Origin of the sequence: Mariniphaga sediminis (assembly GCF_003573545.1) — a bacterium.
Taxonomy (GTDB): Bacteria; Bacteroidota; Bacteroidia; order Bacteroidales; family Prolixibacteraceae; genus Mariniphaga; species Mariniphaga sediminis.
In genome coordinates this window covers 35834-55442 of sequence record NZ_QWET01000026.1, presented here as the reverse complement: position 1 = coordinate 55442, position 19609 = coordinate 35834, and the positions used below count along the sequence as shown (strand labels likewise).

At 38.8% G+C, this 19609-nt stretch carries 11 protein-coding genes; 5 read left to right on the top strand and 6 right to left on the bottom strand.

The window, feature by feature from the left end:
- Positions 1-349: 349 nt before the first annotated feature.
- The 6 genes from D1164_RS21610 to D1164_RS21585 form a co-directional block, all read right to left on the bottom strand.
- Positions 350-1357 carry a metallophosphoesterase family protein gene (locus D1164_RS21610; RefSeq protein WP_119351995.1) on the bottom strand — a complete coding sequence of 336 codons (1008 nt, stop codon included), beginning with the start codon at positions 1355-1357 and terminating at the stop codon, positions 350-352.
- Between the two features lie 250 nt (positions 1358-1607).
- Complete coding sequence (locus D1164_RS21605) at positions 1608-5042, bottom strand: family 78 glycoside hydrolase catalytic domain (protein WP_119351994.1); 3435 nt, start codon at positions 5040-5042, stop codon at positions 1608-1610.
- Between the two features lie 227 nt (positions 5043-5269).
- On the bottom strand, positions 5270-6745 hold the full coding sequence (locus D1164_RS21600; protein ID WP_119351993.1) for a RagB/SusD family nutrient uptake outer membrane protein: 1476 nt from the start codon (positions 6743-6745) through the stop codon (positions 5270-5272).
- Between the two features lie 12 nt (positions 6746-6757).
- The gene (locus tag D1164_RS21595; RefSeq protein WP_172594583.1) at positions 6758-10138 is read right to left on the bottom strand and encodes a TonB-dependent receptor; all 3381 of its coding nucleotides are present in this window, start codon (positions 10136-10138) and stop codon (positions 6758-6760) included.
- Between the two features lie 155 nt (positions 10139-10293).
- Positions 10294-11346: a FecR family protein gene (locus tag D1164_RS21590; protein ID WP_119351991.1), complete on the bottom strand. Its 1053-nt coding sequence runs from the start codon at positions 11344-11346 to the stop codon at positions 10294-10296.
- Between the two features lie 137 nt (positions 11347-11483).
- A complete protein-coding gene (locus tag D1164_RS21585; protein ID WP_119351990.1) occupies positions 11484-12068 on the bottom strand; it encodes an RNA polymerase sigma-70 factor in 585 nt (194 codons plus the stop codon).
- Between the two features lie 54 nt (positions 12069-12122).
- Between D1164_RS21585 and D1164_RS23855 the strand changes: the two genes are divergently transcribed.
- The 5 genes from D1164_RS23855 (at position 12123) to D1164_RS21565 (ending at position 19589) form a co-directional block, all read left to right on the top strand.
- Positions 12123-12293 carry a hypothetical protein gene (locus D1164_RS23855; RefSeq protein ID WP_172594582.1) on the top strand — a complete coding sequence of 57 codons (171 nt, stop codon included), beginning with the start codon at positions 12123-12125 and terminating at the stop codon, positions 12291-12293.
- Positions 12294-12482: 189 nt separating this feature from the next.
- The gene (locus tag D1164_RS21580) at positions 12483-13067 is read left to right on the top strand and encodes an RNA polymerase sigma-70 factor (protein ID WP_119351989.1); all 585 of its coding nucleotides are present in this window, start codon (positions 12483-12485) and stop codon (positions 13065-13067) included.
- Positions 13068-13281: 214 nt separating this feature from the next.
- Positions 13282-14316 (top strand): FecR family protein, encoded by a 1035-nt coding sequence (locus D1164_RS21575; RefSeq protein WP_119351988.1) that lies wholly within the window; start codon positions 13282-13284, stop codon positions 14314-14316.
- Between the two features lie 150 nt (positions 14317-14466).
- On the top strand, positions 14467-17868 hold the full coding sequence (locus D1164_RS21570; protein ID WP_172594581.1) for a TonB-dependent receptor: 3402 nt from the start codon (positions 14467-14469) through the stop codon (positions 17866-17868).
- A gap of 11 nt (positions 17869-17879) precedes the next feature.
- A complete protein-coding gene (locus D1164_RS21565; RefSeq protein WP_119351986.1) occupies positions 17880-19589 on the top strand; it encodes a RagB/SusD family nutrient uptake outer membrane protein in 1710 nt (569 codons plus the stop codon).
- The last annotated feature ends 20 nt before the right edge of the window (positions 19590-19609 follow it).

Sequence of the window (19609 nt, the reverse complement as noted above, 5' to 3'; positions counted from 1 at the left end):
GAAAATTTCGGTAATTTTAGAGTCCATATCAGAGCAAGGTTTTGTTTGTTAAATATTTAAATATAAGACACTTAAATATAAACAAAACTTTGCTTTTTTGCTAGCAATTTCTTAGGTTTCTTACATCATCGAACTGACGTTAGATTACAAAGCTGAAATATATTCATTCTTGGGCTATATCTTTAAATTGATGTAAAAACCTAAAAGGGAGACTTTATCGAGAACAAAAATTGAAGAATAAATTCTGCAAAACAGTACTCATTTTTCACGAAAGGTTACCGCTTTTCATGGACGATTTTTACCTGAGAAAGGAATTATGGCTGGGTATCCGTCATTTACGACTTTTCTTTTATTCATTTTTGGGTAAAAACGATTCAGGATATTGACTCTCCTGCAACTTTTTCCCTGTAACTTCGCGAATCCAGGTAGTGAACCCGCGCTGCCCTTCTTTCAGCACAATTACACGGCCTCCGGGAAGCGGATGTTTACGCCCTTTTCCATATTTCGTCGTACGCCCGTATGCCAAAGCAATACCATAATGCACACCAATATAATCGTTGTAATGGTCGTGGCCAACGAAAGTTCCCATCACATCGCCACATTCTAACATGGCAGCAAACATGCCGGTATTGATTTCCGGAGCACATTCCTTTTCTTTACGGGTGCCAATGGCTTTGATTTTTTTATTGGACCATGCAGCATAATATTCAGGAAGCGGAATATGGAAAAATGCCAATGCAGGAAGTACTTTCCCGTTATGCTCCTTTTTTAATTCGGCAGCCTTTTGCCGGTACCATTCTACCTGATTATGAGTAAACCAACCCCAACCCCCAACCAGAGGTTTTAAAGTACTGTACTCCTGAGAATCCATAAAGTAAAGTAAGGCCTTCTGTTCATTGTCTTTCCCATAAACAGGCATTGCGAAATTATTTTCTCCGTCGGTATCATCCTCTTTCACGTTCAAACAGTTTTTAAGCCTGGCCAAATAGGCCGCCACCTCTTTCCTTTTCATATCAGCAGAAGAATCGTGGTTGCCAAAGGTAACTACCCAGGGAAGTTTTTTTTCTTCAAATAGTTTTTCAAAGGCATCGTAGGTAGAAGCCGGATTTCCATCCGTGGCAATATCCCCTGTTAAAACCACAAGGTCGGGCTTTTCAATGTCTATTACTTTGCCGGCCGTTTCAATCCCTTCAACACGAATCCCTTCATCCAGGTTGATATGTATGTCCGTAAGTTGGAGTATCTTATATTCACCGGACGAGTTAAAGCGTAATGTTTCTGCGTTTTGGGCCTTAACCAAAAAGGTTCCGACTAAAAACAAAACCATTAATGGTAGACTGTGGCTTATTTTCAACATGCTATTACTTATTTAAAATGTTAGTTTATTCAATTATCCTGTAAAAGCGGTTAGAGGAACCATTGAAGTTCTGTAACTCTAAGCTGTTTAATGCGATGTATCGTTTTCTCGATTATTTCACTTTGTCATAACCGGGTGAATATAAATAATATTTTCAGCGTATAATTAAGTTATGTTGCTTCAATCTGATGGAATTTTGCTTACTGTAAAATGTCGGTTTTGTCAATAAATTCGTCTGATTTTTAGATAATTATTGTTTTAGTTCATCCGAAAAAAGCATATTTCCAGGTATTTGTTGCAGTTCAATGTTAGCGCTTTTAAAGAATAATTCCAGCCATCTTGCTCCCCCGGCCTGGTAATACTCTACGCTAATTTTATGCCTGCCTTTATTCAGTTCAATATCTCCCGAAATCCCTTGTTTACTCTCGCTTTTATCAGCATCAATAACCAATTTGTCATCGATATATAATCTGCTTCCATCATTGGAACTTAAAGTGAATGTATAGATGTCTTTAGTGGCGATTTCAATTTTACCCCAGATTAATAAGGCAAAATACTCGCGCATATACGCATGTTTTTCCAGGGATATTTCATATAATTTTCCTGTTTTTTGAGGCGTTAATTTTGAAAAATCAGGTATTTTCATGGTACTGTAATCCCCAAAATAGTTATAATAATTGTAGTGCAGCCCATTCTTCAGGGAGTCCACAAAAACAATCCTGGCATCTTTTGTAAATCCTGGCGTTGCCCCTTCCCTAAAAACCCTTGCTTTTATTGTCCTGCTATCATTTATAACAATGGGTTTTGTATATAACTCTGAAAGTTCATCGGGTTGTTGGCCATCCAGCGTATATCTGATGTCTGCATTTTTTGAATACTGGCACATTTTAACCTGAACCGGCCCGGGATAAGAGAGGATAGTATCCTCAGGTGTAATTACCGGAATAGAGAGCATGGGGGTTTTTACAAAAGCATTCATGTTTTTGGCAATAAAACGGTACTGTCCTGAGTGGATTTCATACCTTAAAAAATCTCCTTCAACTCCAATAAATCGGGCACCCGCTTTATCTAAAGTGACATTATTTACATTATTCCCCGGGATATAAACAGTTGCCGTTGTATTTGCAGGAATCTTCACCTCAAGGCTAAAAAGGCCGTCATTATATTCCCAGAATGATGAAATTTCACCATACATGGATTCATATTTTGCTTTTGAAAAATCAAGTTCATCAACTACATTCGGTTTTATAATTACGTGTTTGAATCCGGGATTATCCGGGTCAGGGTTGATGCCTGCCAATCCTTTGAAAAACCAGGCGCAAACACTTCCGAACATAGGGTGACTGTGCGAATCCTTCCCTGTCCAGGTTTCCCACAACGTGGTAGCCCCCTTTTCAATATTATAGCCGAAACTGGGATAATCCCGCTGGTTCATCAGGGTGTATGCCAAATCCGGGCGACCATATTTTGTAAGTACTTCAAGCACATAGGGGGTTCCCATCATCCCTGTGTCGAAATGTCCTTTGGTGCCGGATTCAATATGACGGACCAGGGTACCAAATACCTGCTCGGTTATGTTTTCCGGAACCAGCTCAAAAGCAAGTGGAAATATATTGGCCCCTTGTCTTCCTATCGAATAGCTATATTTTTCAGGGATGAGGTATCTTTTGTTGAATGCCTGTTTTACGTTTTTTGCTTCTTCAATAAATGAGCTTGAATCATCTGTTTTTTCAAGTACTCCGGCAATCACTGCCATCTGTTTCAGAACGTAGTAATAAAATGCCGAACTGACAAATGACGGATCAATAACTCTTGTATCCGGCGGTACCCATTCGCCAAGTTCTTCTTCAACAATAAGTCCATCATTATCTTTGAGCGTATTTAAGTATCCCAAATATTTTATCATAGCAGGATAATGTTTTTTCAGTATCCTCACGTCGCCGTAATACAGGTACATATAATAAGGGATTATTATTATCGCTGAAGCCCAGGCCACTGATCCCTGCCCGCCATTATGAAACGGCGCTGTATTGGGGATAAGTCCTGTTTCGCTGTTTTGGGAGTCTGCAATGTCATTCAGCCATTTGGTATAAAAGCTCCTCATATCAAGAGAGAAAATGGCAGCCTGGGCGGCGATTTGCCCATCCCCGGTATAACCGCGACGCTCCCGGTGCGGGCAATCGGTTGTAACTCCCCCGTGCATATTATCTAACTGGGTTTTTTCGAAATCTGTCATAATTCTGTTGAAGAGCGGATTCGAACTCTCGAAAGTACCCGCCTGCCCGACATCGGTATGTACAACCCGGCCTTCCAGGTTTTCAAGGGTTAATTCGATTTCTGAGCTGTTTACCTCCACGTACCGAAATGCATGCCAGGTAAACCGCGGTTCCCATTCTTCAATTTCTTCTCCTTTAAGTATATATGTGTCAGACTGACCGTATGCCCTATCATTGTCTTCAAGGAAATGTAATGTTAACCTGTTTCCCCTTTTTCCTTTAACTTTTAGTTTGACCCAACCGGAAAACATGGTTCCAAAATCATACCGGTACACACTATCCTTTGAAATGGAAATAGTGACAGGTTTAATCGTTTGGATAATTTTATCAGGAGGAGACATTTGGGCATGCAAACTTCCTTCCGGCGCTCTTACAATACTTGCATTGTCGCAGGAGTTGTCGTCAAAATCTGCCAGGTCCCAACCCGGAATTTCCTTTCGGGCATCGTAAATTTCACCAAAATATATGTTGTTGTCCAGTATCGGCCCGTAGCTTACTTTCCAGGATTCGTCGCTTATTATTGTGGTCGTTTTATTATCAGAACCATTCATTTCCAATTGGGCTATAAAACGCGGAGTATCATAACACAGGGGGACGTACTCATCCCGTTCGTTTTGAAAATACCAACCATTTCCCAGGATTACGGAAACAACATTTTTGCCTTTGCGCAGATAGGAAGTGATGTCATGGGTTTCATACAATACCCTTGTTGACATATTCGTAATTTTTCCGTTATAATAGCTTTTCTGTTGCCTTTTGTCATAATTGGTTTGGTTGGGAGCAAGTACCCGATCTCCGACTTTTTTGCCATTTATGAACAATTCATAATATCCTAACCCGCTAATGTATGCCCGTGCATTTTGGATGTCATCATCAAGTATAAATTGTTTTCGAAAATAGGGCGCCGGATTTTTCTGTCCAACAACCGGCAGACGATTTTCATCATGCCCAATCCATTTGGCCGTCCAGTCTGAATCTTCCAGAAAAGCCATTTCCCAAGTGGATATATCGCTCCAGATTGGCAGTTCAGTTTCACTTTCCCAAATGCCAACTTTCCAAAACACTTTTTGTCTCGATTTTAACCCGGCTCCTGCATAGGCAATATGAGATGATTTGTCGGAAATGATTTTTCCGCTATCCCAGACATCACCTTCATCCGCTTCCAGCTTTTGAGGTGTGCTTGATACTATTATCCTGTAAGCTTGTTGCTTAACGTTATTTTTGCGCGCATGGATTTTCCAGTTTAAACGCGGGGAAACTTCATCAATTCCTGTCGGGTTTGTTAAATATTCGCATGTCAGGTCAACCACCTCCACTGCTTCCTCTTTTTTAGAACATGAAAAAAGTATAGTAGCAAGCAATACAACCACACAAAGGGATACGGCATTTATTTTTATGAGTGAACCCATAATGTAACGGATTTTAATTTTTAAACGATTTCCTCTTCAGACAAATTAACCACTTTTATTTTTTTCAGCCTGCTCAATTTCAACTTGTTGTTTAAAGAATGTTTTGAATATATAAGCTTGTGCCAGGCCATTTCATATTTTTTTATGAGAATCTGTTATTTTTCAATAAAATTCCCTGTTAGACGTGAATCATATTTCTAACAGGGAATTCTTTCACTTGAGCAAATCTATTTGTATTCCGGATTTTGTTCCATCGTTGGATCTAAATCCAATGCTTTGTCAGGAATAGGAAAAAGTAACTTGATCTTTTTATAGGAGTTTTCCCCCACAAATTTTCTCTCTCTTTGCTGGTTCCCATGAGCCGTCATTACTTCTACCGCTTTCCCTGTTCTAACCAAAACATCCCAACGATCCAACTCGCAGTGGAATTCTACCCTGCGCTCGTGAATAATATCATCTAACGAGACGCTGGAGAGGGGTTGGAGTTTTGCTCTTAGCCTGACAGCATTAACAAGGGGTAGGGGATCTCCTCCTCCTTCCCGTAAATAACACTCTGCAAGCATAAGTAGCACATGTGGATAGCGGAATATTTTTACGTTGTTGCCAGTCTGCGTGCGGATCGTATGCCCGTTGTCCATGTACTTCTTTGTAAATGGGACTATTGAATTCTGATATACAGGGTCTTTATCGGTAACCCACGAAAAATCAATCGTTGAAAGCCGGTCGTCACCCTCTTCAAAAGAATCAATCAAATCTGCCGTAGGAATGTTAAATCCCGTTTGTTCTATTTGCCCGAGAGGGAGGTATTCAGTCCCTGAGTCATGGGGTAAAAACCGGTACATAAGCGTATGGTATAAATTATGAGGACCAGTAATATACTGTACCGAAAATACTATTTCTTCATTGTTTTCATTATTGATATCGAACAATGAAGAGTAATCATCTAACAACGAATATTGACCGCTGGTATAAACCTCTTTTAACTCTTTGGCCGCATCGCTGTAACGTCCGTTCCACATCAGTACTTTTGCCAACAGTGTTTTTGCTGCCCCGGCAGTCGCTCTTCCTGCGTCAGGTGCATCATAACTTGCGGGAAGATTACCTTTTGCCTCCTCTAAATCCGTAATAATTAGTTCGTAAATCAGGGTGGCAGAAACCCGTTTGTTCAACTCAAAAGCCTGATTATACCCCTTTATTACATCTGTAATAAGGGGAACGTCTCCAAAATGTCGGACAAGGTGGAAATAGTAATAAGCACGTAAGAATTTTGCTTCGGCAATGTATCTTTCTTTGTTCTCAACCTCTGTGTTTTCGATATAGCTTAATACGGTATTGCATTTGGAAATACCGATATATGAATTGTCCCAGGCACTGGCAATTATTCCATTACCGCTGTCCATCGTAAATTCATCTAATTGTTCGAAAGCCATAGCGGCCCGGTTCGATTCGTTATACTGAAAAGTTGTATTGTCTGAACGCAATTCGCCAAATGCCCATCCTGATTCATTCGCCCCAACTCCGCGTCCTCCGTGCAGGGGCTGTAAACTTGTATAAGCACTGTTTATTGCCTGTTCAAATTCGTCAGATGTGTTATAAAAATTCATTGAATTTATATAGCTAACAGGTGTTTCATTTAGGAAATCAGTTTCATTACACCCAAAAGCGAATACAATTAAAATAAATAACCATATAATCTTTTTCATAATTTCTACCTTTTAAAATTCAACATTCACTCCAAAAACAACAGTTCTTTGTAATGGATAGTCTGATACATCCATATTCATCGCTACGGGGCTATTCCCTTTATCATTGACATCCGGATTCCCGTATTTGTAGTTTGTAAAGAGGAATGCATTCTGTAAAGTACAATATAATCTTAGCCTGTCTATAGAACTAATGTTTTTTAAACTATATCCCAGGGATATGTTTTGTACTTTCAGGAAAGAGACGTTATTAATAAAATCGGTATTTCTCTTATCTCTGTCATATGCCGTTTGATGTATGGATGTTGCAACACGTCCGTCTCCCGGATCTTCCGGCGATCTCCAACGGTTTTTCGCCTCCTTCAAAACATTAAAAACACCATCAAGGTTAAGGCTGAATTGTTCGAATTTTGACATAACATCATAATCATGGGCAAAACTCATTGAAACGTTCATATCCCAGTTTTTATACCTGAAGCTGTTGTTCATACCCCCTCTGAATTTTGGGTGAGGGTTCCCAATTATGGTTTGATCCCTTGAGTCGATGGAGCCACTATTATCCACATCCGCAAACCGGGCTGTTCCCGGCAACTGGTTAGGAATATGCGGATTATTGTCTATTTCTGCCTGATCTTTCCATACGCCCAGACTAACATATCCATAGAGCATCGCAACAGGTTGTCCGACGATTGTGGTGGCCCCTGAACCTGTAATTTCACTAACATCTCCCAGATCAAGCACCAGGTTGCGGTTAAATGACATATTAAAGTCGGTACTCCATGAAAAATCTGGCTTTGAGATATTTATCGAGCTAATGGCAAATTCAACTCCCCTGTTACGCATTTTGCCAATGTTCTGCGTCATAGAATTAAACCCTGATGAAATGGGCATGGTAACAGGCCATAGCATGTTTTCAGTAATTTTTGAATAATAATCGAATACAAGATTAATTTTCCCGCCAAGCAGTATCAGGTCGGAGCCCAGATCAAATTCGGACGATTCCTGCCAACTGAGCCTGGTATTTTCAATGGCATTCAGTTTTTGTCCGCTCGCTATGCTCCCTCCAAAAGTATAGTTTTCTATCGCGAGGCCTGGTATCCATGTGTAGTTTCCAATGGCATTGTTCCCACTGGTTCCGTAACTGGCGCGGAGTTTAAAATTAGACAGCCAGTCAACTTCCGGGAAAAAGTTTTCTTTTGAAACATTCCACCCTACTGAAGCTGATGGAAATATCCCCCATCTGCTATCCGGTCCAAAACGGGAACTTCCATCCCGGCGGACAGTACCGGTAAACAGATATTTCGACTTATAACTATAATTCAGTCGGGAGATATAGGATATCATGGACCAATTGGTTTCTTCAGTACCCCCACTTAATACGGTGGCTGCATTTAATGTTTTTACATAATCGGATGGAAATCCCGAACCTGTTAAATTGCTTGAATACAAATGATAACGTTCCATGGAATGGCCTAAAAGAGCAGAGAAATCATGATCTCCTACTGTTTTTGTATAATTTATTGTATTCTCGAATTGCCACATAACGTTTTTATTTGTACCGTAGTAACCTACGGCCTGTGATGGGGGAACCTGATTAAGACCTCCAATGGAAGAAGGAGAGAATTTTTCATCTGTGTTAAACCCCATTTGCATATTAAACTGCGATTTTAGGATGAGTCCTTTTAAAGGGATAATTTCAATATAAGGTTGAACATGAACATCTACACTTGTTTTTTCATCTGTTGATACCTGTAACGCATAAAGTGGGTTCATCCCGTTAAAAGTTCCGGAAGAATAAATATCCGTATCTATATCCCCGTCAAAATACCGTGGATCTTCAAAGGCCCCGTCATCCAATCCCGGCCCGTCAACAGGAGTATTCCTGATTGTATTCAACCATAAATTTTGATTGTAATTGTTCCACCACCTGAACGATGGGTGCAGGTTTAATGCCACTTTCACGACTTCATTGGGGGTATACTCCATGTTTGCACGTATATTAAAACGTGTAAATCCTGTTTCTTTAATAACTCCTTGTTCGTCAATATATCCAAGGGAATAGAAGCCGTTAAATTTTTCCGTACCGTGTGTTACACTCAAATTGTATTTTTGTTGCGGGGCTAAACGGGTAAGGTAATCCTGCCAGTCAGTTCCCTCTCCTAGTTTTTCAGGATCGCGGTATTCTTCCGGTATATCGTCTAATGATATATCATACCCGTAATAGCTGGCCCTTTCAAAGGCATTCTCTTTTCGCCATGTTGCAAATTCCCGGGCGTTCATTAAATCCAGTTTCTCGCAGGCCAGCATTTCTGCCACTCCTGTTTGTGCCGAAAACGATACTTTTGTGGCGCCTACTTTTCCCGATTTTGTAGTAATGAGTATAACGCCGCTTGACCCCCTTGAACCATATATTGCTGTGGCTGATACATCTTTTAGTATATCAATTGTTTCAATGTTGTCCGGATCTATCAGGCTCAAAGGACTGTAAAGTTTATCGTAGCTGCTTTGAAGCGGGATTCCGTCAATTACTATCAATGGTTCATTTCCTCCACCAATAGAACTAACCCCTCTAATTCTTATTAAGGCACCTCCTCCGGGAGAGCCGCCGTCGGTTTTAATCTCCATCCCGGCGATTCTGCCTTCCAGTGTCCTGTCGATTGAACTGGGCAGTTGGTCCTGAATCTTGTCCTGATTTATTTTTGCGATGGATGATGAAACTTTGTTTCGTGAAAGACTTCCGTATCCAATCGCTACAACTTCTTCAAGGCCAATGGACTCTTCTGCCATTACAACACTTATTGAAGTTTTGCCTGCCACAGCTACTTCCCGGGTTTTCATCCCTACAAAGGAAAATACCAGTGTCGCTTCTTTGGGAATGTTCGTTATTGAGTACTCCCCATTGGCATCGGTAACTGTTCCCTGGGCAGTCCCTTTCATTACAACGGTTACGCCGGGAAGCGGATTGCCGGAAGTGTCGGTAACTTTCCCGGAAATTGTCAGTCCTTGCACGGCATCTTTAATTTTAGCCCTGGAAAGCACAATCTGGCGATCACTGATTACATATACGATTTCTGTATCCTCCAGCAATTGATCGAGAATTGTTGTTATCTGCTTATTTTTACAAACGATACTTTTTCTTTGATTTATATCAATAACAGTAGCGTCGAACATAAAATTAAACTCAGATAAATTCTCTATTTTCTGCAAAATGCTGTGGATTGTTTCATCCTGACAGTTAATACTTAACTTTTGGGTTTGCGCATAACTTTCCAATGCAAATGTCTGGGTAATGCTAATCAGTAACAATAACGCAACAGTCCTCATTTTTTTTAAATATTTGGATTTCCAGATATTATATCCTCCGAAAATCAAGTCATAATAAATTTTTTCCATAATTTTGTTTTGATTTGGATTATTAAAATTCAAGTTGATTACGCCTCCCGCGTTGGATACCGTGAGGCAAAAAATTAAGAGGGAGATGTTACCAGCATCTCCTTTTTTGTTCATTTAGGTTTATGTCATAAGCATATGATTTATAGATTAATAATTCATTGTTTTTTCGAAATAATAATATGAGGTTTAGCTTCTTGCTCATAGTTGTGCACTATTTTACAGTTCACATGACATGCGATTCCAATCAGTCTGAAAATTTCTTCATAACTTTCGTTTCTTATGGTACCGGTAAAAATTGAGTTGTATACCTCGGAATCAACAATTTCAATGTCTACATCGTACCACCTTTTTAGTTTCTCAACCACATTTCCCATTGTTGAATTGCGGAATATAAGTTTTCCATCTTTCCATGATGAATAAACCGCAACATCAATCAAATCTATGTTCATGGTATTGTCGGTTAAATCGAGTGTAGCCTTTTCTCCCGGATTCATGGCATAGGAGAATGAACTAATTTTTTGGTGAGTAAGTTCCACCTTGCCTGATTCAAGCGCAATGGCAGTTTCATCTTCTTCCGGGTAAGCATACACATCAAATTTTGTCCCCCGTACCGTAACAATAAGATCGTTCGCATGGACTAAAAACGGATAATTATTATGGCGGGTAACCTGAAAAAATGCCTGCCCGCTGAGAATAACTTTCCTGTTTTGACCGGAAAAACCACCAGGATAAGAAAGTGTCGTGCCCGAATTCAACCAAACGATGGAACTATCAGGTAAAACCACTTTGGCGCTTTGTCCGTTTTCTGTAGAAAATGAGGTGTACCGTATCGTTTCTTCATGTTGGGTAGAAAAATCAGGGGGTGTTTTGAAGAAGTTAGGAGGCATAAAGTATAAAACACTTGAGATTCCCACCAGAACTAAAATGGAAGCTGCCATTTTCCACCGAACCAGAGCGCGTGTTTTTGATTTCAGAAGGATTCTGTCTTTAAATCTGTTCAAAGCCTGATCTTTGTTGAATAAACCCATTGTTTCATATTCCTGCGCCAGGTTTTTATCGGAATGAATTGAATGCAGTAATTCCTTGTTTTCAGCAATTTCATTCAGCCAGTCATCAAGAACTTCTTTCTCTTTTGCAGATTCAGAATGTGTTAAATACTTCCCAATAAGTTGTCCAAGTATTATGGACTTTTGTATGTTATTTTTCATCAATACGGAAAAATTTTTACTTATTATTGAAAACAACTTCACATTAAAACAGGACTACATCCATTCAAAAAAAAATGTAATTTGTTCATTAAATATGAAGAAACGAAAGGCCGGCCCTAAAAGAAATTCTGCAGGTATTAATTGGCTGAATTGTAAAAGAAGCTTTTGTTTAAGGTTATCATGGTAAGAATAAGGTTCCCTAATTTTTTTCGGAGAACCTGGTAAGCTCTGGATTTATGTGTTTTAACCGTGTTTATTTTTATGTTCAGCTCATTGGCAATCTGCTCATTGGAACATTCCTTTAAGGATAGTAATAATACTTTTTTTTCCATTAAAGGAAGTTTATTAATTGCATCGTAAATTATCCCGTTTGCCTCTTTTCGAAGAATCCCTTCCAGAAAAAATTCAGTTGATTCTATTTTATACTTACTTTCCTGAAAATATTTTTGTTTTACTAAATCATGCTTTATGCTGTTCAGGCACATATTTCTTATGGAAGTATAGAAATAGGCCTTTATAGAAATAAGGTTGGGAAACGTCTTTTTCTGTTCCCAAAAGGACATAAAAACATCCTGAACGATGTCTTCGCATTCATTTTTATCAGCTAAATAATTAAAAGCAAACGAATTAAATTTGAGGTAATTGGAGTTGAAAAAATCTTCCAGATATATTTCGGAACCGTCTTCGAATCTGATTATCTTATTGGTCTTATCTGTTATCATGTACAATGATAATTCAAGTGAACAAGAGCAAATGTAGAAATTATTTTTTAATGAATGTTTTTACGGATACCAAGTGTGCCTGGTGCCTGGCTCATCTTTTATTTCTTTCAATATTTTTCAGTAGAGATTACATGCCATACTTCATTCGATGATTCCTGCTATGTGGCAGAGAATGGGTTTGAAATGCCGGATAAAATGGCTACTTTGCTGGTTCTCTGCAAATAAAATCTTCGTCAGTGGTAGGGGTATTTTTCACGGGTTATGTTTATTGAGACTTTATTTTGTTCAGCAGCTATCGCGCGCTCCCAACTTCTCCTCTTCTTTTCTCAGCCTCTTTTTTTTGCGCGCTTGTTGCTTTCGTTCAATTTGATTTATTTTGCTGTGTTTTAATTTTAAAAGAATCACAGATAAAAATTGACTGACCTGGAGAAATATCAAAACACAGACCTTCTTCAACAACTGAAAAAAAGTTCACCTTTTGCCTTTCAGGTCCTGTTTGATAAATACAGTCAGAAAATATACCGTTTTTCTTTAAGCTACTTAAAAGATAAGGCTGAAGCCGAAGAAATTGTGCAGGAAGTTTTTATGAAAATCTGGAGTTCGCGTAATGAACTGGTTGACCATACTTCCTTTGAATCCTTCCTGTTCACCATGGCTAAAAATGCGATTTTAAATACCCTCCGAAAATCAAAATACCACCAGGCATATCTGGAGTATTCCAAACTCCACCCGGGAAAAAATGTATTATTGGATGAAGAACTGGATTTTAATGAATTAAACAGGGCTTATCAAAAATCAGTTGAGGGGCTTTCGCCAAGGCGTAGAGAAATATATTGCTTAAGCAAGGAAAAAAACCTTTCGAATGCTGAGATTGCCAAAAAGATGGATATCTCCGTAAAAACAGTGGAAAATCAGATGACCGCCGCCCTTGCAGAAATAAAAAAGAATCTGCGTTCTTTAGGTTTTTCCGGAATCATTTTTTTCGAGTTATTTATTTGAGTAATCCAAAAGGCATTTATTTGTTGTAAAAGAGATAGTGTTTTGAATGGTAGTGTTTTAATGAGATTGTTTTTAATGACTTTTCTACCTGAATTGCTTTGCAGGTAGCATTCTTCCGGTTTTATTTTAGGTGTGTATTCTTCTTTTTTTTATAAACCAATAGGGGTTTTTTATTCCCTGTGTGTATACCTTAATATAAGTCGTAAATAAGTAGATGGTATCCGATAGTAATAATAATATAAAAGAGCTATTTAGTAAGTTGCAAAGTGGGGGACTAAGCAACAACGAAAAAGACAGGCTGAGAGCTTACGTTATTGCATGTTATAAGGACGAACAACTGGATATGTTAATGCACAGGCATTGGGAAAGTCTGGATAAATCCGGTTTTACAGAAGAACCTTCTTTGGACGATATTAAGATGAAGTTGCTGACGCTGATATATGAAGAAGAAAAAAAGCAAATGCAACCCGAAGTAAAGCGCAGAATTAGTTGGCAAACCTATTTTGTAAGAATTGCTGCAATCTTATTTATTCCCCTGCTGGTGTATACCGGGTTTCTTCTTAGTCGTGTAGAAAACCGCCCCGAAGAACCTGAATTAGTAATGCAGGAGGTTTTTGCAAATCCGGGGTCCCGGTTGCATTTTACCCTGGCTGATCAGACGGAGGTCTGGTTAAACTCCGGAAGTTCTCTCGAATATCCGCTGGATATTGACAAGCAAAAGCAGCGAACGGTAAAACTGAAAGGACAGGGATATTTTAAAGTTGCCCATAGTGCTGACCACCCATTTTTTGTTGAAGTCAATGAGATGAAAGTGAAAGTGATGGGAACCTCATTTGATGTGTATGACTATGCAGATGACCAGCAGCTTATTTCAACCCTGGAAGAAGGGAAGATTGCCCTGCTCAACAAACAGGGAAAAGAAATAGTACAGTTGGTTCCGGGAGAACAGGCGGTTTTTGATAAAAGTTCCAAAAAGCTGCTAATTAAAGAGGTTGATATAGAACAAATGACCTCCTGGAAAGATGGTTACCTTGTCTTTCAGGATACCCCGCTACATGAAGTGGTAAGAGTACTGGGACGATGGTTTAACTGCACTTTTGAAGTCGCCCCATCTTTATTGAAATCCGATATTAAATACACGGCAACCATTCAGGATGAAACAATTGGGGAAGTATTAAAGATGGTGGAGATATCGACCAATGTAAAAACAAATATTGAAAAAAGGGAGGTACGTATATGGGCTGAGTAAAAAGAAATAAAAAAGGACAGTGTCGTTACCACTGTCCCTTGTGAATTAATCAAAATTATTAATCCAGAAAAAAACAAATTTATGAAAAAAAAGTGGTTCTTAAAGGATTACAGTTATTTATTTAATAGCTGTCGAAAAATTGTTAAGATTATGAGACTAAGTGTTTTCCTAATTATTCTGACAAGTTTACAATCCATCGCATTGGACAGTTTTCCGCAACGGCTGAAGTTCAATGTAAATATTGAAAACGAATCCCTTTCAAATGCATTAAAGCTGATTGAGCGGGAAAGTGGCTATTTTTTGTTTTACAACAACAAGGTCATTAACCTGGAAAAGGTCGTTTCGCTTAATTTGACCAATAAGTCGGTAACGGAGGTTTTAGACGAGTTATTCGAAAGAACCGATGTAACCTATACAATTATAGGAGACAAGCAAATTGTATTGTCGAAAAAATCAGGTGAAACGAAATTATCGCAGCAACAAAAAAACGTTTCCGGTAAAGTAACCGACTTCGGAGGTCAACCCCTGCCCGGTGTAACCGTTGTGGTTAAAGGGACTACGCAAGGTACGGTTACCAATGCCGATGGGGAATATTTTCTTTCAAGTGTTCCTGTTGATGCCACGTTGGTGTTTTCTTTTGTGGGGATGAAAACGCAGGAATTGGTTGTTAGTAACCAAACTGTCATCAATGTTACGATGGAAGAAGAAACCATTGGTTTGGAAGAGGTAGTAGCCGTTGGATATGGGACGCAGAAAAAAATTAATCTTACTGGTGCCGTTGGTGTTGTTGATTCGGAACAGTTGGAAAAAAGGCCTGTCGCTAATATAACAAATGCCCTTCAGGGCATTACACCCGGACTGAATATTACTCCTAACAGTCGTTATGGAGGAGAACCCGGCGCATCCATGGATTTTAATATCAGGGGTGTAGGGTCGCTTTCCGGAGGAGCGCCATATGTTTTGGTAGATGGGATGCCGATGAATATAGATAATGTCAATCCGGATGATGTAAAGTCAATCTCAGTTCTTAAAGATGCTGCTGCTTCTGCTATTTACGGATCGCGGGCAACTTATGGGGTAATTCTTATTACAACAAAATCCGGTGGCGTTGACATGAAAATGAACACCTCCTATTCAAATAGTTTCTCCTGGCTGGCACCTGCTGTATTACCTGAAGGGGTTAATTCTTTGGTTTTTGCCGCAAAAATGAATGAAGCGGCAATAAATTCCGGTCAAAATAAATTGTTCTCGGATGAAACCATCGAAAGAATGAAAAAGTACCAGGCCGATCCTGATAATTTTCCATCTATGATACCCGATCCAAATGATCCTAACGGTTGGGGATATTGGACTTTAGCCAATGGAAATACTGATTGGTATGATGTTTATTTCAAAGACAGGACTTTTTCCCAAAAGCATAATTTAAGTATTACGGGAGGAGGAACGAATTCGACTTACTATGTGGGATTAGGTTGGAATGATGATGGTGGAAAACTTAATTATGCCAATGAAAAATATCAAAGATATAATCTGACCTCTAATTTTTCACTAAACGTTACTGACTGGATGCTCATCTCATTGAAAAGTAAATTTTCGAGGAGCTACAAGAAGTATCCGCAATCTAGTGAAAGTTCTACCAACAGGGAAGCTATTTTTGGAATGTTAGCCAGAAATTGGCCGAATTATCCGATATATACCCCGAACGGGGATTATGCGATGGATTTAAATCAGGTTCCTGCTTTGGCCAATGGTGGAAGTGATAGGCAGTATTCAACAGATTTATGGATAAGCCCATCAGTTGTATTAGAATTAACAAAGGATTTGAAGGTTAATGCAGACTTTAGTTATAATGCCATTGGGTCGAAAAGAAATAATTTCAGGGCAATTATTCAGGGATTTGCAGTTGATGGGGTGACTCCGGTACGGCATTATGCCCAAAATTATAACAGGATAGAGCAAACTTCATCATTTTATGAATATTATACATCAAATATCTTTATCGATTTTACAAAGGATATCAACAAACATGCATTTGCTGTTATAGTCGGAGGACAATCAGAATCTTCAAATAACTTCTCAATCAACGGATGGCGCAGAGATCTTATCACAGAAGCGGTACCTGCAATTAGCACCGCTACAGGAGATAAAGATGTCGGGGATTCAATGTCTCATTGGTCAACGTTAGGGGCATTTGCCAGACTTACTTATAATTTTGATGAAAAGTATCTGCTTGAATTAAACGGCCGGTATGACGGATCTTCCAGATTTCAGAGTGGGCGCCGGTGGGGGTTTTTCCCTTCAGCATCAGTAGGGTATAATATCTGGAAGGAAAATTTTTGGGAGTCTTTAAGTAATGTTATCAATACCTTAAAATTGCGAACTTCTTACGGCGCATTAGGTAACCAAAATGTAGAAAATTATTTACATGTTGAGGTATTGCCAAAAAATACAAACTTAGCATGGATAATGGACGGCAGAAGACCTAATTATACAACCGTACCAAATAATAGAAGTCTTGGATTGACGTGGGAAGAATCAAAAACTGTAAATCTGGGTATGGATGCCGGATTTTTAAATAACAGGCTAAATCTGTCTTTTGACTGGTTCAACAGGAAAACAGAAAATATGTTTGGGCCGGGAGAAACTTTGCCAGCTGTATTTGGTGCGAATGTCCCTTTGAAAAATAATGCGGTGTTAAAAACCAATGGTTTTGAATTGGCTTTAAACTGGAAGCAGACAGTAAGCAACGATTTTAAATACAATATTAACCTGGTTTTTTCTGATAATAAGTCTGTTGTTACAAAATATAATAATCCTACAAAGTATATTCATAATTATTATGAAGGGAAGACATTTGGTGAAATTTGGGGATTTGAAACAGAAGGTTTATTTCAAACAGATCAGGAAGCCTCAGAATGGTGGGATCAGTCAGTGTTATATAGTAAATGGAGTGCCGGAGATGTTAAATACAAAGATTTAGATGGGGATGAAAAAATAACAAGAGGAACCCAAACTGTTGATAATCCGGGTGATTTGAAAGTGATCGGGAATAGCTCTCCAAGATATCTTTATGGTATAAATTTGAATGGGAACTACAAGAGATTTGATTTTACCATGTTTTGGCAGGGGGTTGGTAAAAAAGATGTCTGGATGGGAAATAACCCAAGTTTTTGGGGATTTCAAACTGCATTCTGGAATTCTTCCCTGCAAGGGCATAATCTGGATTTCTGGAGCCTTGACAATACGGATTCTTACTTTCCGAAACCATATTTAACAAGCGAAAATTCAAAAAATCATGAACCGTCAACAAGGTATATCCAGGATGGATCGTATATCAGGTTGAAAAATGTACAAATCGGATATACACTTCCTGGCAGTATATCATCAAAGGTAAAAACTGAGAATATCAGAATCTATTGTAATGCTGAGAATATGCTCACATTCTCAAAAATTATGGAATCCTTTGATCCAGAGGCAAATTTTGGTTTGTCTAACGGATTGGTTTATCCACTATCCAAGGGATTTTATGTTGGAATAAATGTAACATTTTAATAAAGCACATTATGAAAACGTATATATACATATTTATCTTTTTTTCATTTGTTTTTACGGCATGTGAAGATTATCTCGACAAATATCCTTTAGATTCAATCTCAAGCAATCAGTACTGGACTACAGCCCAGGATTTAGAATTGTATGTGAATCAGTATTATACCCGGTTTCCTAATGATACCAGAGGTGATGGTTCGATACTGGATAATAACAGTGATAATTTGGTCGAGACTGAATTCAGCTCTATCCTGGCCGGTACCAGAGTTGTTCCTGCCTCGGGCGGTGGCTGGTCCTGGAGCGATATCAGAAATGTCAATTATTTTCTTACCCATTATAATACTGTTGAATCTCCATGGGGGAGTGTAAGGCAGTATGTTGGAGAAGCCTATTTTTTTCGGGCATATTTCTATTTTAATTTACTTCGGAACTTTGGGGATATTCCATGGATAAGTGAACCATTGCACAATGATTCAGAAGAATTATATATGGAGAGAACTCCCCGCAATATAGTAATGGATTCGATTGTGGCTGATCTGGATAAAGCTATTTTATATATGAAAAATAAAGGAGAAGTTTCAGCTTCCCGATTGAATAGTCAGATCGCATTATTATATAAATCAAGGGTATGCCTGTTTGAAGGCACATGGGAAAAGTATCATGCCAATACTTCCTTTGGTGTTGCCGGTTCAGACGGGACCAAGTATTTGACTCTTGCCCAGGATGCAGCAAAACAGCTTATCGATGGAGAATTGTATAGTATATATGGTGGAGATAATCCGGAGATAGATTACTACCAGTTTTTCGGACAGGATGATTATAGTAATAACTCAGAGGTTATGCTCTGGAAAAAGTGGGATATCGATTTGGGATTGTTCCGCTGGCAGCCCAGTATTTGGGGGATGGGACGTGGTATTACCAAATCTTTGGTGGATGATTATTTATGTACAGATGGATTGCCAATAAGCCAAAGTTCTCTTTATCAGGGTGACAATAGCCTGAACGATATTGTTGTAAACCGGGATCCCAGATTAGCCCAGACGATATATTTACCTACAGACCCGGTGAATATTATTGGATCGGATATTACTTTTTTTGAAAAACCCGATATAGATAAAAGTGGTTCTTATTTGTGTGTTACCGGTTACCAGTTAAAGAAGTATTCCAACAGGTGGGGAGACCATTTGAAGGAAAGTTATTATCAATGCCAGATTGGCTCAATAATTTTTAGGTACGCTGAAGCCCTGCTGAATTATATTGAAGCTAAAGCGGAATTAGGACAGGTGACTCAGGCAGATATAGATTTAACCATAAATAAATTGAGAGATCGGGTAGGAATGCCGCATTTGAATATGGATAATATAGCATTTGATTCTGACTGGGATTTTCCTTCTTTATCTCCCCTTATTAATGAAATCAGAAGAGAAAGGAGAGTGGAACTGGCATGTGAAGGTTTAAGATTGATGGATATGCTTAGATGGCGTTCTCACCAAGTATTTGTTAATAAAAGGCCATTAGGTATGAAGTTTTCACAAGCTGATTTTCCGGAAATGGTTATTGGAACAAATGTATATCTTGATGAAAATGGGTATATTGATCCATATCAAAAATCACTCCTTTCCGGCTATGAATTTAACGAAGACCGGGACTATTTGTATCCCATTCCTTCGATAGAATTTACCCTGAATTCTAATCTGTCTCAAAATCCCGGATACGATAAGTAAATAATTATTTATCTCTTTAT